Here is a 15,866-nt window from a genome sequence, read left to right as displayed (position 1 = left end):
AAAATGAGCAAGAAAAGTCCTGATACCGAAAAAGCTTCCAATTATGATCATCTGGAAAAGATGAACACCCTGGAAATACTTTCGAATATCAATAAAGAAGATCAAACCATCGCCGGAAATGTAAAAAAGGAGATCGTTTCTATCGAAAAACTGGTAGACGTGATCGTCCCTAAGATCGAGTCTGGCGGCAGATTGTTTTACATAGGTGCCGGCACCAGTGGAAGACTGGGAGTGCTGGACGCATCTGAATGTCCGCCAACATTTGGGGTGAGTCCAGGCATCGTGATAGGTCTTATTGCCGGCGGGGATACCGCCCTTAGAAATGCCGTGGAAAACGCGGAAGACGATACGAAACAGGCCTGGAAAGACCTTCAGGAATATGATATTTCAGATAAAGATGTGCTTGTGGGAATAGCCGCGTCGGGAACTACTCCTTACGTAATTGGCGGAATTAAAGAAGCGCGGAAAAATGGAATTATCACCGGTTGTGTTACCTGTAGTTCAGGGAGTCCTTTGGCAGAAGCTTCAGAATATCCTATTCAGGTAGTTACGGGTCCCGAATTCGTTACCGGAAGTACCCGGATGAAGGCCGGTACTGCCCAAAAGCTTGTTCTGAATATGATCTCTACTTCAGTAATGATAAAACTGGGAAGAGTGAAGGGTAATAAAATGGTAGATATGCAGCTTTCCAATGATAAGCTTGTAGGCCGTGGAATTAGAATGATCATGGAAGAACTGGAAGTTGGCGAGGAAGAAGCCGGCAAACTTTTAAAAGAATTCGGCAGTGTGCGCGCTGTACTTTTAAATCATCAAAAAAGAAAATGATCCTGGTTGGTGTTTAGCTAGCTGAGTTCGCATAAACTATAGTCCAATAATAGCAGCTTAATATGAACAAATGTTTTTTGATTGTCTTCGGAATAATTTTTTCAGGAACTGTTCTGCATTCTCAAAATAAACATAGAAGTTATGTTGCTTATCGAACTACTGAAGCCATCAAGGTTGATGGAATTGCAGATGAATCCTCATGGAAAAGTGCAGAGTTCAGCCAGGATTTTATAGATATAGAAGGCATAAAAACTCCAAAGTATAAGACCAATGTAAAAATGATTTGGGATGATAACTATCTGTATTTCTATGCAAAAATGGAGGAACCACATATCTGGGCGACCTTAAAACAAAGGGACACGGTAATTTTCTATAATAACGACTTCGAAATTTTTATAGATCCAGATGGGGATTCCCATAATTATATGGAATTCGAGATGAATGCCTTGAATACCGTATGGGATCTTTTTATTGTGAAACCTTACCGGGAACCGTCGCCAATCATAGATAACTGGGATATTAATGGTCTTTTGTCTGCGGTACATATTGAAGGTTCTCTAAATGATGCTTCAGATGAGGATAAATTCTGGAGCGTGGAAGTTGCCATTCCCTGGGATGTTCTGGAAGAAGCCAATATTCATGGAAACGGGCATAAAGATAAATTCTGGCGGATCAATTTTTCCCGGGTCAACTGGGATTATGAGCTCAGTGACCAAACCTATTCCAGAAAAAAAGATGAGAAAGGTAATTTCCTGCCGGAGTATAACTGGGTATGGTCTCCACAGAGGGTCATAAATATGCATGAACCGGAACACTGGGGCTATGTGTTCTTTTCTTCTGAAAGCCCTGGAAATAAAATTGAATTTGAAATTCCTGAAGACGAAAAGATCAGGTGGTGGTTATTTGATCTCTATAGAAAGCAAAAGGCATATAAAAGTGAAAATGGCGATTGGGCCCAAGACCTTAAAAATATTAAGGCCGATAATTTGATGATGCAGGGAGAAGCAGTTGAGGCTGAATTGCAAAATCACCTTTCTGGGTGGAATATTTCAGTAAAAAGTCCGGTTACCGGAAAGTCTTATATCATAACCGAAGACGGTAAATTTTTAGAAATCTAAACTCCACATTATGAAATTTTCTCAACTTCTACTTCTAGTTTTTACACTAGTACTTACTGCCTGCGCAGATAATCCTGAAAAGGAAAACGAAAACACAGCCCTGGCTTCCAAAAAAGAGTCTGGAAAAAGCGATTTTAAATATTGGGTCTGGACTGGCGCTAATAATGAAAGAGCAGATTCCTCTTATACGGCCGAGTATAAAAAATATAGTGAGAACGGTATAGACGCGGTTTTGATCAATACGAATACAGATCCGGAATTGCTTGCCCGGGTCGCTCCTTTGGCCAGAAAGGAAGGTCTTGAGGTACATGCCTGGATCATGGCTATGAACCGTCCAGGTGATAGTGTAGCCCTGCAGCATCCAGACTGGTATGCCGTAAGCAGGGATGGGAAATCTACCTTCGATAACAGGCCTTACGTAGATTATTATCAGTGGTTATGTCCGACCAGAGAAGAATCCCGTAACCATGTTCTAGGACTGGTAGAAGGACTTTCTAAAGTTGAAGGAGTAGCCAGTGTTCACCTGGATTATATAAGATTACCCGATATTTTTCTTCCAATAGGTCTTTTACCTAAATATGATCTGGAACAGGAAGAAGAATTGCCACAGTTCGATTTCTGTTATTGTGATGTATGCGTTTCAGAATTTGAAAAGATGCATCACAAGGATCCAAGAGAAATGGAAAATCCTGCCCTGGATATAGAATGGAAACAATTCCGGTTGAATAAGATCAAGGAGGTTGTGGACGACTCCTATAAAATAGTGCATGATAATGGCAAGATCTTAACGGCAGCTGTTTTTCCTTATCCCGAAATGGCAGATCATATGGTTAGACAGCGATGGGATAAATGGGATATTGACGTGGTATTACCAATGATCTATCATAATTTCTATAACGAAGAACTCGATTGGATAGGTTTTGCAACTAGACAGGGAGTAAGTGATCTTGAAGAAAAGGATACAGAACTTCATACCGGTGTCTTTGTACCGGCAATGTCTGGACCAGAGCTACAGGAGGCTATAAAACAGGCCAGGGAGAATGGAGCCAAAGGAATTTCATTCTTTGATGGAGGGGCTCTAAAACCCGAACATCTTCAGGTGATCAAAAATGCACAATGATCTAATAGGGCATTAATTATCAATTCATTTTTAAATGTTAAGGAAACTTAAATCTTTAGGTTTCTCAAGGACATCTCTTAAACGATTCAATTATTTTAAAATTATAATTTTATATATCTAATATTAGTTATTTAAAAAAATTAAAAAAGTCTGTTCAAATCAATAGAATTTTTTACATTTACTTAGCTATTTTATATATTAGATGCTACAGTTGTATTTTAATCTTAAAATATTAGCTTTAACTATTAACAAAATTTAACTGTCTGTTTAAACTTTAGAGCGGAGTAGATCGCTCAGATTTAATCACTAAAACTAAGAACCAATGGTCAAAAAATTACCTTGCATGTTGGCTGCGATGTTTTTCTTCTTTCAAAGCATCGTTGCCCAGGAACAGGTCGTAACGGGAAACGTTATTGACGGGGAAACAGGTATGCCCCTCATGGGTGTAACTATTGTTGAAAAAGGAACCAACAATGGTACAACAACAGATTTTGATGGTAACTATACTATCGAGGCTTCTCCAAATGCGACCCTTACATTTTCTATGATAGGTTATGGGAAGCAGGATATTCCTCTTGAAGGAAAATCTACCTTAGATGTTGTCATGTCTGTAGATGCAGAAGCACTGGATGAAGTGGTTGTTACTTCCCTTGGATTAACCAGGGAGAAAAAATCGCTGGGATACGCGGTAACCGAACTGCAATCTGAAGAGGTAAATGAGGTCAAGGATTATAACGTGGCTAACTCCCTTGTTGGTAAGGTGCCCGGGCTGGTGGTGAATCAGTCAAGCGGGGTTGGATCCGGTTCAAGGATCACCATTCGTGGTAACAATACCCTAACCGGTAACAACCAGGCTTTGATCGTGGTTGATGGTATCCCGATCGATGCTTCAGGTAACGAAACAGGTGGAAGTATCTTTAACAGTACAGTAACTGGAGGAGGGATCACCGATATTAACCCTTCAGACATAGAATCTATTTCGGTTCTAAAAGGACCTAACGCAGCCGCTCTTTATGGTTCTCGTGCTGCAAGTGGGGTTATCCTTATAACTACTAAGAAAGGTAAAATGGGAAGAGGTCTTGGTATTTCTTTCAACTCTAACGTTACCTTCGAAAACCCAATGTTCCTTCCAGATTTTCAGAATGAGTATGGACAGGGAAATAACGGAGCTTTTTACGCCGATCTGGAAAATTTTGGAGGTTCTTCCTGGGGTCCCAGATTTGACGGATCAAGCCAGTTGTATTACACAGGGGAAGACAGACCTTATACTGCTCAACCAAATAACGTAGAAGATTTCTTCGAAACCGGTTTACAGGCGATCAACACTTTTGCTATAGATAAAGGAGGAGAAAACTTCAGTACGCGTTTCTCATATACCAATAACTCTACAAGTGCAGTACTTCCAAATTCAGATCTGCAAAGCCACAACTTCAACCTGAGAGCCCTAATAGACCTTTCAGATAAATTTCATATAGATAGTAAGGCAACTTATTTTACTCAGGATATCGATAACAGGGTAAACCTTGGTACAGAAGGGGTTTTGGCCTTTGTATACAGAATGCCTAGAAACGTAAGAATAGATGATCTTAAGAAATACAAGCCTTCTTTATGGGAAGATTCATCAATGTTTGGCGATGAGTATGCGGCAATTAGCTATGCAGGACAGAATAAAAGTATTGGTAACCCATACTGGATGCTGAATGAGGATATGAACGATGAAAGAAGAGACAGGTTCCTCGGGTTCACTAAACTTACTTACGAATTCAATGACTGGCTATCTTTATTTGCCAGAGTAGGAGGGGATGTTACAAATTCCAGAACAGAGTATGTTCAAAATTATGGACACCATTTCTTCTATACCGGTAGACTTAACTACGGAACATTCAAAAATACAGAACTGAATGGTGATTTCCTTTTCTCAGCCAACAAGGATCTTTCTGAAAAATTAAATCTTGTTGCCAATGTAGGGGGAAGTTTATCCAAAAGAACTTCTGAAGGAGTGATCGTAAGAGGTCAGGATTTCCGTTTACCTTCAAGAGTATTTTTAAGCAATACTAATATTCAGACGAGCAGTCACAACCCGCTTCAGATAAAGAAAGTGAACTCTTTATACGGGCAGCTTAGCTTTTCTTATGATGACTTCTTATACCTGGATCTAACTGGAAGAAACGACTGGTCTTCAACCTTAGCAGAAGATAACCGTTCTTATTTCTATCCATCAGCGAGTTTGTCTTTACTTGTAGATCGTTTTATAGATCCAGACAAGGACTTCCTGAACATGTTGAAATTAAGAGGAAGCTGGGCAGATGTTGGTAACGATACAGATCCTTACCAGTTATTCCAGACCTTCAGCGTTCCTACACAAGGTTATCTTGGTTTGACCGTGCTAAATGGACCAGAGGTAAGACTTAATCCAGATCTTAAACCTGAAAGTGTACAGTCTTCAGAATTCGGTATTGAATTCAATATGTTCGACAATAGGTTCTTCGGAGATTTCTCTGTCTACTCTATTAGAACAACAGATATGATCTATAATGTACCTGTTCCTCCAGGAACTGGTTTCAGCTTCTTCAAGGAAAATGTTGGGGAGGTTAAGAATAACGGTTTTGAAGCAGTTATTGGTGGTACACCTATTCGAACTGAAAGCTTCAAATGGGAAACTTCTTTGAATTTCTCTAAGAACGATAATGAGCTGGTTGCCCTTATCGATGGTTTAGAGTCCTTACCACTAAACTCTCTGGGAAGCTTTTCTGTAAGAGCCAGTGTAGGTGGCGGAATTGGAGATCTTTACGGTACTACCTGGAAGACCAATGAAAATGGAGAAAGACTTGTAAATGCTGAAGGTCTGCCTTTGGCAGGAGAAGTTGAAAAGCTTGGAAACGCTCAGCCAGACTGGATTGGTGGTTTCTCTAACACATTTACTTATAATAACTGGAGCCTTAGGTTCTTGATAGATGGAAGATTTGGTGGAGAAATTTACTCTGCTACTTCATCATACCTGGACGGAGCCGGAGTTTCAGAAAGAACACTACAATACAGAGATGGTGGTGTTGTGGTAGACGCGATCAACGAAGAAACAGGACAGCAAAACACCGCTGAGATCACTGGTCAGGAATACTGGGGAGGTTATTCTGGAATTACCTCGAACTACATTTATGACCAAACAAATGTGAGATTAAGAGAATTTGCCTTAAATTATAGGTTGCCTTCTAATGTTATTGACGGAATAGGATTAAACCAGGCTTCTATAGGTTTAATAGGAAGAAATTTATTCTTCTTCCACAAGGATGCAGAAGATGTTGATCCTGATTCTTCTATCGGGACAGGACTTTCTGGACAGGGTATTTCCCTGAATAACGCGCCAACTCTTAGAAGTTTTGGACTGAATGTGAATATTAAATTTTAAAAAAGTATTATGAAAGGAATATTAAAAATCGTCAGCCGAAGCCTGCTACTTTTGGTCTTTTTGATATCAGGTTGTTCAGACTTCGAAGAAATAAATACCAAACCGGATGCTTTTACTTCTGAAGAGGTAAGCGCGAAATATTTTCTAACCGGATTGCAGATAGAACTTTATGCTCCTAATAGATTTCCTTACTGGAGAGCACAATTGATCCATGCAGATCGTTTCGCCGGTCAGTTTACCTTTGGGTACAACGGTTGCTGGTGGACCGATGGCTTAGCTTATAGCTACAGCGTTGGGTACACAGATGCAGCTTACGACTGGATGTCTGGTTATTTAGGGAAATTCAGTACTTATCAGAATTTTGTAAGACCAGGAGGAGAACTTGAGAATGATAAATTCTATGCTATTGGTTTGATCATGAAGGGTCTTTACTACCAGATGTACACAGATACCTTTGGAATGGTTCCTTATACCGAGGCATCAAATCCAGATATCATCACTCCAAAATTCGATACTCAGGCAGAGATCTATCAGGGGGTAATTACCCAACTGGATGAAGCCATGAATATTATAGGTGAATCAACTGTTACCGGAGAAGGTCTTGAATTCCTTGCAGAAAATGATCTTTTCTTCAACGGAGATCTTCAAAAATGGAAAAAACTAGCCAATACTCTTAAGTTACGTATGGCTTTAAGAGCTCAGGGTGCATCTGGAGCAGATTTTGCTACGGCTGCGATCAGTGAGGCTTTACAGGCTCCTTTACTGGCTAATTCAGACGAAAATGCCTTAATGGAAAAAGATACTGAAATCGATCAGTTTGGAAATGCCGCTTATGGAGATATCTGGCATAACTTCGGTGGACTTGGATCTAAGTGGAAAGTAGGTAAGACCCTTGTAGATTACCTTCGCGATAACAACGACCCTAGACTGCCACACTACGCCCAGCCAATTATTGGAGGTGATGTTACTTTCACCCGTCCTTCAGAAGGCAATGGCGTAGGTTTGTTCGATAAATATGTGGAATTCATTCTTGGCGAACTTGATAATGCTGGTGTTGAATATACCAGAACAGGGTCAGATGATGAGTTTACCATTTCTGTAGCCGATGGAACTTACTATGTAGGACAGCCAACCAGGCTGAATGGAGATATTTATCCTCATGTGAAATATGAATTATTCTCAGCTCCTGCTGAATTGGTTATCAACCCTAAGAACAGTGGTGCTCCAATTGCTCCTGAAGTGGTAATGACTGCGGCAGAAGGAAACTTTTTACAGGCTGAAGCTGCCGTTAAAGGACTTGGTTCTGGAGATGCACAGGCACTTTACCAGGAGGGTATAAGACAGTCTATGTTACAATGGAATGTAGATGAAGGAGCTATTTCAGAATTCCTTGCTAACGAGCCAATGGCACAATTAGATGGAAGCATGGAAGAGAATATTGAAAAGATCGCGGTCCAGAGATGGATAGCAGCTTATACAGATGGATTCGAAGCATGGGCTATTGTTCGTGATACAGGTTACCCAAAAGAACTGGCAAATGGGGTATCAGATTATGATATCTACTCGGCCGGTACTTTGAACGGTGAATATCCACAAAGAATGAGATATGGTAACATTGAGTATAATACCAATGGAGCCAACCTGGAAGCAGCTGTACAGGTACAGGGTCCCGATGAGCAGGGAACCGACCTATGGTGGTCTGCCGGTAATTAATTTAAATTTGGATTATTGAAGAAGGTCGTCAAAATAATATTTGGCGATCTTTTTTTTTTAGGTTTAAAACTTGAATCCCATGAGAAGAATTCCGTTTATTTTAATAGGATTTGTTTTAGTTCTTAGCTCCTGTATTAACAGGAGTTCTGGAAAGGAAATGAAAGAAGAAACTCCAGATATTCAACAGCAAGATGACTTTAAGGTCATTGCTTACTGGACGGGTTCTGATAAAGAAATAGCTCCGAATAAAATCAAGCAGCTGGACCAGATCATTTACAGTTTTCTTCATTTAAATGAAAACAGGCTGGCCGTATTAGAAAAAGACGCGAAATATTTAAAATATCTCGTCTCTCAAAAAGAAATAAATTCTGATTTAAAAGTGCTGGTTGCCCTTGGTGGCTGGGGTGGATGCGAAACCTGTTCCGAGGTGTTCTCTACCGAAAAAGGACGAAAGGAATTTGCAGTTTCTGTTAAGGAGATTCTTTTGGAGAACGATCTGGATGGGATAGACCTGGACTGGGAATATCCCGCCATATCAGGTTATCAGGGTCATCTTTTTCAACCTGAAGACAGGCAGAATTTCACCTTATTGGTTAAAGAACTCAGGGATATTCTGGGACCCGATTATGTAATTAGTTTCGCTGCTGGTGGCTTCAGGAAGTACCTCGAGAATTCTATTGAATGGAGTAAGGTAATGCCTATGGTAGATCATGTAAATCTAATGAGCTACGATATGGTTGGCGGCGGTAGTACAAGTACAGGGCACCATACCGCTTTACTTTCCACCAAAGAACAAAACAGGTCTGCAGACGAAGCTATTCAATACCTTGATTCAGTAGGTGTCTCTAAAGATAAAATTGTAATAGGAGCTGCTTTTTATGCCCGGGTTTTTGAGCAGGTAAAAGATGCTTCAAACGGATTAAATCAACCTGGTAGATTCAAGGAAGCCATACTTTACAAGGATCTTGATGCTTATATAAAAAGTTCAGCAGGATTTGAATATTTCTGGGATTCGGAAGCACAGGCTCCATATATTTACAACGCCGAAAATGGCATTTTCATTACCTATGACGATTCCCTTTCTGTTTCGAAAAAAACCAGTTATGCTTTAAAAAATAATTTGGGAGGGATCATGTTCTGGCAGTTATCTGGCGATAAGCCTGAAGGACTGCTGGAAGTTATAAGTGCTGAAGTAAATAATTCTAAAAATTAATAGTTGCCCCTAAATGATTAAGAGATCTGGAATCCTATTATTGGTAGTAGCCTTTTTAGTTTATGGTTGTAAGTCTAAACAGCCAACAGTGCCTTCCAAACCTGAAACGCCCGAGGTGGTAGAGCAAAAACCAGGGGAGGTAAAAGAAACCCCTGAAGAAGTTGCAAAAGAAATACCGGTGGAAACTCCCAAAGAGGAGGTGGTAATTGCCAAAAAGGAGAGAAAACAGCCTCCCTTAAATATCGAGGAATTCAGGGCGGCCTGGGTGGCGACCGTGGCCAATATCAACTGGCCCAGTAAAGGAGGACTGTCCACCTATCAGCAGCAACAGGAGGCGATAAAGCTTCTAGATTTTCTACAATCTCATAATTTCAACGCGGTGATTTTCCAGGTGAGACCACAGGCAGATGCTCTATATAAAAGCGAGCTGGAACCATGGTCTTATTTCCTTACCGGCACACAAGGCAAAGCTCCCGAGCCTTATTATGATCCTTTAGATTTCTGGATCAATGAAGCTCATAAAAGAGGGCTGGAATTACATGTTTGGTTGAATCCATATCGTGCTCACCATACAACAGGAGGTGAGATCACAGAGACTTCTATTATCAAGAAAAAACCTGAACTAGCCGTAAAACTGGCCAATGGAATGTGGTGGCTGGATCCTGCGAAACAGGAAACTCAGGATCATTCTGCGGCGGTGGTCATGGATATCGTGGAACGCTATGATATAGACGGAGTTCATTTCGACGATTACTTCTATCCTTATGATTCTTACAACGATGGCAAGGATTTCCCTGATGATAAAACCTTTTTGGCCTATCAAAACTCCAATGGAAAGCTTTCCAGGGCAGACTGGAGAAGAGACCATGTGAACAAATTCATTAAAAGGATCTATGATGAAATAAAGGCTGAAAAACCTTATGTCAAGTTTGGTTTAAGTCCGTTTGGGATCTGGAGACCTGGATATCCTCAATCTGTGGTTGGATATGACCAGTATGATAAACTATATGCCGATGCCAAACTCTGGCTTAATGAAGGATGGATAGATTATTTTACTCCGCAGTTATACTGGCAGATAAATCAATATGGGCAGAGCTTTCCTGAATTATTAGGATGGTGGGAATCTGAAAATACCAAGAACAGGCATCTTTGGCCTGGAATAAATGTAGGTATGGGAGGCGATGAGAAAAATGTTGATGAAACCATCAACCAGATCATGATCACCAGGGGAATGCTGCCAGAAAGTAAGGGAACAGTGCATTGGAGCATTGGCCCACTTATGAAATCTGAAATGCTTGCTAAAGGTTTGCTGGAAGGTCCTTATCGCAAAAAAGCGCTGGTTCCTCCAAGTCCGTGGCTTGATGATAACGCGCCGGAAGTTCCACAGTTGAATGCTACTATAGAAAAGGACAGGCTTCTTATGAATTGGGAGGTTAATAATCCCGCTGATATCTTTAAATATGTGTTATGGTTCAAATATGAACAGGGGAATTGGGATTATAAAATATTAGATGGAAATACCACAGCTTTCAGTCTTCAGAATATTGTAGGAGAGAAGAAGAGAGCTATGGAAAAGATTGGTATTACTGCAGTGGACCGCTTAGGTAATCAAAGCGATTTTAAAGAAATAATATTAAAAAATTAAGTAAATGACCCCATTACTTGTCTTCGGCGTTATAGCCGTTTATTTCATCGTGTTGCTGGGGATAAGTCATTTCACCTCCAGAAAAGCAGATAATGACACCTTTTTCACCGCGAACAGGCAATCTCCCTGGTTCCTGGTGGCATATGGTATGGTTGGAGCATCGCTTTCTGGGGTAACTTTTATTTCTGTTCCCGGGGAGGTTGGAAATTCTAACTGGACCTACCTGCAATTTGTAATGGGGAATATGGTGGGTTATGCAGTAATTGCTTTTATTCTCATTCCGCTTTTTTACAAATTAAGGCTGGTTTCTATTTACGAATATTTAAAGGATAGATTTGGCCAAAGGTCTTATTATACCGGTTCCGTTTTCTTCCTTATTTCGCAAACTATTGGCGCGTCTTTCAGGTTATTCCTGGCGGCGGTAGTGCTACAGATCGCCTTTTTTGATGCTTTTGGAATTCCATTTTTCGTCACTGTTTTGGTTACCATTCTTCTAATATGGCTGTATACTTTCCGCGGTGGAATAAAAACTATCGTATGGACAGATACTTTACAAACCACTTTTCTATTGTTGGCGGTTATTATAAGTATCGTGATGATCTCAGATCAGATGGAACTTGGTTTTTCTGAATTGATCACCACGGTTTCTGAAAGTAAAATGTCTACAATATTTGACTGGGACTGGCGCTCAGACAGGAATTTCTATAAGACCTTTCTGGCCGGAATTTTCATTACCATCGCCATGAACGGGCTGGATCAGAATGTAATGCAGAAGAATCTCACCTGTAAGAATCAGAAGGATGCGCAGAAGAATATCTTCTGGTTTTCTATTACCTTTTTTGTTTCTACCACCTTATTCCTGGCGCTAGGAGTCCTGTTATATAAATTCGCCATAGATCAACAGATCACCATTCCAGAAAGAAGCGATGACCTTTATCCTTTACTGGCATTAAATCACTTCGGCATACTGGCCGGTGTCGTTTTCCTACTTGGTATTATTGCAGCGGCATTTTCCAGTGCAGATTCTGCCTTAACAGCCTTAACAACTTCCTTTTGCGTGGATATCCTGGACCTGTCTAATAAAAAGACGCATCAGAAAAGAACTCGATTATGGGTGCATATAGGCTTTACATTTTTAATGTTCCTGGTGATCATCATTTTTAATAGTCTTAATGATTCCAGCGTAGTAAGCGCGGTCTTTAAAGTGGCTGGTTTTACGTACGGGCCTTTACTGGGTCTTTTTGCCTTTGGTCTTATGACCAAGCGCGCGGTAAAAGATAAACTGGTGCCCCTGGTTTGTGTGTTAGCACCGATCATTTCGGTGATCCTGGATTTTAATTCTGAACAATGGTTCAATGGTTATCAGTTCGGTTTCGAGATCTTACTGGTGAATGCTGCGATCACATTTCTGGGTTTATGGCTTCTGTATAACAAAAAGCCTGGTTATCTTTAAATAAGGTTTTAGGATCAGGATATTAGAAGATCTTTCAGGCTAATAGAATAATTTCAGATGGAAATAGAATATAAATCATTCGATCTTGAATTGAAGAATACCTTCACCATAAGCCATGGTTCGCGGGATTTTCAGCCTACGCTAATTGTTAAGATCACAGATTCCGGTTACACTGGTTACGGGGAAGCCGCGGCTACGGTATATTATGGTGTGACCATTGAGAAAATGATCGCATCCATCAGATCTGTAGAGCCAATTCTAAAAGAAAACATTCATCTACTCCCTGAAGAGATATGGGAACTTACCTTTCCGCATTTAAAAGATAATCCTTTTGCGCAATGTGCTTTGGATATGGCGATCCATGATCTTCATGGGAAACGCAATCACAAGCCTTTATATGAATTGTGGGGTTTGGATCCGGAAGATATTCCACTTACTAATTATACCATTGGGATAGATTCCGTAGAAAATATGCTGCGTAAAATGCAGGAATTTCCCTGGCCGTTATATAAGATCAAACTGGGCACTAATGAAGATGTAAAGATCATCCAGGAACTTAGAAAGCATAGTGATGCAGTTTTCAGGGTAGATGCCAATGCCGCCTGGAATGTAGAGCAGGCCTTAGAGAATATAGAGGCATTTAAGGATCTAAATGTGGAATTTATTGAGCAGCCGTTGCATCCGGAAGATATCCAGGGGATGGAGGTACTTTATAAAAAATCCCGGTTGCCATTAATTGCTGATGAAAGTTGTATTATTGAAAGCGATGTTGAAAAATGTAAGCCTTATTTCCATGGGGTGAACGTTAAGCTCACCAAATGCGCTGGAGTTACTCCTGGAAAAAGGATGATCTATAAAGCAAGAGAACTTGGCATGAAGGTGATGGTTGGTTGTATGACCGAGTCTACTATCGGAATTTCTGCGATCGCCCAGCTTGCTCCACTTTTAGATTATGTGGATATGGACGGACCTATGTTGCTGAAAAATGATATCGCAGACGGAGTGAAGATCTATGATGAAAAGGTGCATTTTCCAGACCGGAATGGTACCGGAGCCCAATTATTGAACTAGTTATGACAAATATGAATATAGAAATGAAATTGAAAGCATTTTTAGCGATCACGGTTTTTACTTTGATAAGCTGTAATGATAAACCTGAGGAAAAGGAAGAGGTCAACGAATCTGAAGCGATCATTGCTGAGGTTCGTGAGGAATATGCTCCAGATAAGCGTGTAGCTCTTTTTGATATAGAAGCTGTAAAAAAGGATGAGTCTTATGTTCTTAGGGGAGAATCAAACCTTCCGGATGCAGTGAATGATCTTAAGCAAAAGATGGAGGCAGAGAATCTCAAATTTACGGATAGCATAAAGCTGTTACCAGATAGTGAAGGCCTGGAAGGTAAGACCATGGGAGTGGTAAAGATCTCGGTGGCAAATTTGAGGGATGAACCTAAACACTCTGCACAGCTGATCACTCAGGCTACTTTAGGAATGCCTTTAAAAGTTTACAAACAAGATGGGGGCTGGTTTTATGTGCAAACCCCTGACGGATATCTGGGCTGGGTTGATTACGGCGGACTTTCAGGTAAGACTCCGCAGGAATTCTCAGAATGGAAGTCGGCTGAGAAGCTTATTTACCTGGAACCTTTCGGTAATTCCTATGAAAAGGCAGATAGCGATGCCCAGAGTGTATCAGATCTTGTGGCAGGCGATATTTTAGAGCTTTTAAGCGAAGCAAATGGATTTTATAAGGTTAAATACCCCGATGGGAGAGAAGCTTTTATAGAGAAGTCTGAAGCAAGGCCCTATTTGGATTGGCTTTCTTCTCTTGAAATGGAAAAGGAAGACCTGGTAGAAACTTCTAAGAGATTAATGGGACTGCCATACTTATGGGGAGGAACTTCTCCAAAAGGAGTAGACTGCAGCGGATTCACCAAAACAGTATTTTTCCTTAACGGAATGGTCATCCCACGTGATGCTTCACAGCAGGTTCATACTGGTATACAGGTAGACAGCACCAGGAATTTTGAAAATCTTATCCCGGGAGATCTATTGTTCTTCGGAAGACCGGCGACAGATTCTACTTCAGAAAAAGTGATCCACGTAGGAATGTGGATAGGGGATAATAAGTTCATTCATTCTATGGGCGATGTTCATATTAGCAACATGGATACTGAGGCTGAAGATTTCGATGAATACAATTACAACCGCTATTTAAGGACCAAACGAGTGTTGAACCAAGAGGATAATGGTCTTATATATTTAAAAGAGAAGGATATTTTTATAGATCAGGATGCTGATGAGCCGTTAAAAGGCTAATTGGTTCTTATCTGTGAATCAATATCTCGTCATCCTGAATTCATGTCAGTATCTTAAAATATTGAGTGGGAGAATAACATTCACGGAATTGATCTGATGTATTATAAATACTTTTGGTAAAGATTATAAAGCACCTTTATTTGATATTCATCCAGGATAGGATTCTCATAATCTTTCTGGATAAAATGAAGTTTGAAGGCTTTAATTGCTGAAGCAAGATCTGAAACATCATAACCTATCACTTTTAAAGCCATAGCATGATCAAAACCTGCCGGCACTACCTGCGGGAATATGTATTTATCAAGGATTGGAAGTGTATTATGATTAGGCTCCAGTTCAAATCCTTCAGGAAATTCCTGGAAAAATTCGTTTGCCAGTTTTAGACTCTCCACCGCTTCTTCATCATACCATAAGCCGTATCCTTCCTCGGCCAGCCTTTTCCACGGAAAATTCTTATTCGGATCTACTTTTCTGCTGGGAGCGATATCTGAATGGCCTATAAAGTTTCTCGCAGGGATATTATATTTTTTCTTCAGTTCTTTTAATACATCTATAAGACTTTGAATTTGTGGCTCGCTAAAAGTTTCAGCGCCATTATTATCCAGTTCGATACCTATCGAACTTGAATTAAGGTCGGTATTGCTACCCCACATGCCAACTCCGCCATGCCAGGCACGATAATAGTCATTCAGCATATGGTAAATCTCGCCGTCTTTAGAGATAACGTAATGCGCGCTTACCTGCGCCCTGGGTATAGTGAATGTATTTAAGGTTTGCCTTACCGAATCCTGTGCGGTATGGTGAATGATCACATAATTAGGCTTTCTAAGGTTGAAATTGGTAGTTCCCACAGCATATTTGCCATAGTTCAGGGTGTCTGTTTCTTCATCCTTTTCCGGAGTAAACTCTTTGAGTTGTTTGGAGTATTCCTTCGCCTGTTTTTTGTAGACCTTATTGGTCTTTCTATAAGGGTTGGAGCTACAGGAAATAAGAATTCCGGCGGCAATTATAAAAACACCTCTCACAAATTCATTCATCATTTTCAGGTTATGTTC

General features: G+C 40.4%; 11 protein-coding genes. 10 read left to right on the top strand and 1 reads right to left on the bottom strand.

The window, feature by feature from the left end:
• The first annotated feature begins 3 nt into the window (after nt 1–3).
• The 10 genes from murQ (at nt 4) to C8P64_RS04885 (ending at nt 14,811) form a co-directional block, all read left to right on the top strand.
• Entirely contained in the window at nt 4–825 is an 822-nt protein-coding gene (murQ, locus tag C8P64_RS04930; protein ID WP_108170910.1) for an N-acetylmuramic acid 6-phosphate etherase, read from the top strand.
• A gap of 62 nt (nt 826–887) precedes the next feature.
• Nucleotides 888–1,943 carry a carbohydrate-binding family 9-like protein gene (locus C8P64_RS04925; protein WP_108170909.1) on the top strand — a complete coding sequence of 352 codons (1,056 nt, stop codon included), beginning with the start codon at nt 888–890 and terminating at the stop codon, nt 1,941–1,943.
• Between the two features lie 10 nt (nt 1,944–1,953).
• On the top strand, nt 1,954–3,063 hold the full coding sequence (locus tag C8P64_RS04920; protein WP_108170908.1) for a glycoside hydrolase family protein: 1,110 nt from the start codon (nt 1,954–1,956) through the stop codon (nt 3,061–3,063).
• Between the two features lie 322 nt (nt 3,064–3,385).
• Nucleotides 3,386–6,469 (top strand): SusC/RagA family TonB-linked outer membrane protein, encoded by a 3,084-nt coding sequence (locus tag C8P64_RS04915; protein ID WP_108170907.1) that lies wholly within the window; start codon nt 3,386–3,388, stop codon nt 6,467–6,469.
• A gap of 9 nt (nt 6,470–6,478) precedes the next feature.
• A complete protein-coding gene (locus C8P64_RS04910; RefSeq protein WP_108170906.1) occupies nt 6,479–8,182 on the top strand; it encodes a SusD/RagB family nutrient-binding outer membrane lipoprotein in 1,704 nt (567 codons plus the stop codon).
• Between the two features lie 79 nt (nt 8,183–8,261).
• Nucleotides 8,262–9,395 carry a glycoside hydrolase family 18 protein gene (locus C8P64_RS04905; protein ID WP_211307591.1) on the top strand — a complete coding sequence of 378 codons (1,134 nt, stop codon included), beginning with the start codon at nt 8,262–8,264 and terminating at the stop codon, nt 9,393–9,395.
• Nucleotides 9,396–9,408: 13 nt separating this feature from the next.
• Nucleotides 9,409–11,040, top strand: a complete 1,632-nt coding sequence (locus C8P64_RS04900; protein ID WP_108170905.1) for a glycoside hydrolase family 10-like protein — start codon at nt 9,409–9,411, stop codon at nt 11,038–11,040.
• A 4-nt stretch (nt 11,041–11,044) separates the two neighbouring features.
• The gene (locus tag C8P64_RS04895; RefSeq protein WP_108170904.1) at nt 11,045–12,493 is read left to right on the top strand and encodes a sodium:solute symporter; all 1,449 of its coding nucleotides are present in this window, start codon (nt 11,045–11,047) and stop codon (nt 12,491–12,493) included.
• Nucleotides 12,494–12,550: 57 nt separating this feature from the next.
• Entirely contained in the window at nt 12,551–13,564 is a 1,014-nt protein-coding gene (locus C8P64_RS04890; protein ID WP_108170903.1) for a dipeptide epimerase, read from the top strand.
• A gap of 23 nt (nt 13,565–13,587) precedes the next feature.
• Nucleotides 13,588–14,811 carry a C40 family peptidase gene (locus C8P64_RS04885; RefSeq protein WP_245889657.1) on the top strand — a complete coding sequence of 408 codons (1,224 nt, stop codon included), beginning with the start codon at nt 13,588–13,590 and terminating at the stop codon, nt 14,809–14,811.
• A gap of 101 nt (nt 14,812–14,912) precedes the next feature.
• Here C8P64_RS04885 and C8P64_RS04880 read toward each other — a convergent pair whose 3' ends face one another.
• Nucleotides 14,913–15,851 (bottom strand): N-acetylmuramoyl-L-alanine amidase, encoded by a 939-nt coding sequence (locus C8P64_RS04880; RefSeq protein ID WP_245889656.1) that lies wholly within the window; start codon nt 15,849–15,851, stop codon nt 14,913–14,915.
• Nucleotides 15,852–15,866 lie beyond the last annotated feature (15 nt).

Origin of the sequence: Christiangramia gaetbulicola, from assembly GCF_003054225.1 — a bacterium.
In the GTDB taxonomy this organism is placed as follows: domain Bacteria; phylum Bacteroidota; class Bacteroidia; order Flavobacteriales; family Flavobacteriaceae; genus Christiangramia; species Christiangramia gaetbulicola.
Note: the sequence above shows the minus strand (reverse complement) of the source record. Positions and strands in the feature narration are given on the sequence as shown.

Coding starts and splice junctions, on each gene's coding strand:
- murQ (WP_108170910.1), top strand. CDS start 4: ATGAGCAAGAAAAGTCCTGATACCGAAAAAGCTTCCAATTATGATCAT.
- C8P64_RS04925 (WP_108170909.1), top strand. CDS start 888: ATGAACAAATGTTTTTTGATTGTCTTCGGAATAATTTTTTCAGGAACT.
- C8P64_RS04920 (WP_108170908.1), top strand. CDS start 1,954: ATGAAATTTTCTCAACTTCTACTTCTAGTTTTTACACTAGTACTTACT.
- C8P64_RS04915 (WP_108170907.1), top strand. CDS start 3,386: ATGGTCAAAAAATTACCTTGCATGTTGGCTGCGATGTTTTTCTTCTTT.
- C8P64_RS04910 (WP_108170906.1), top strand. CDS start 6,479: ATGAAAGGAATATTAAAAATCGTCAGCCGAAGCCTGCTACTTTTGGTC.
- C8P64_RS04905 (WP_211307591.1), top strand. CDS start 8,262: ATGAGAAGAATTCCGTTTATTTTAATAGGATTTGTTTTAGTTCTTAGC.
- C8P64_RS04900 (WP_108170905.1), top strand. CDS start 9,409: ATGATTAAGAGATCTGGAATCCTATTATTGGTAGTAGCCTTTTTAGTT.
- C8P64_RS04895 (WP_108170904.1), top strand. CDS start 11,045: ATGACCCCATTACTTGTCTTCGGCGTTATAGCCGTTTATTTCATCGTG.
- C8P64_RS04890 (WP_108170903.1), top strand. CDS start 12,551: ATGGAAATAGAATATAAATCATTCGATCTTGAATTGAAGAATACCTTC.
- C8P64_RS04885 (WP_245889657.1), top strand. CDS start 13,588: ATGAAATTGAAAGCATTTTTAGCGATCACGGTTTTTACTTTGATAAGC.
- C8P64_RS04880 (WP_245889656.1), bottom strand. CDS start 15,851: ATGATGAATGAATTTGTGAGAGGTGTTTTTATAATTGCCGCCGGAATT.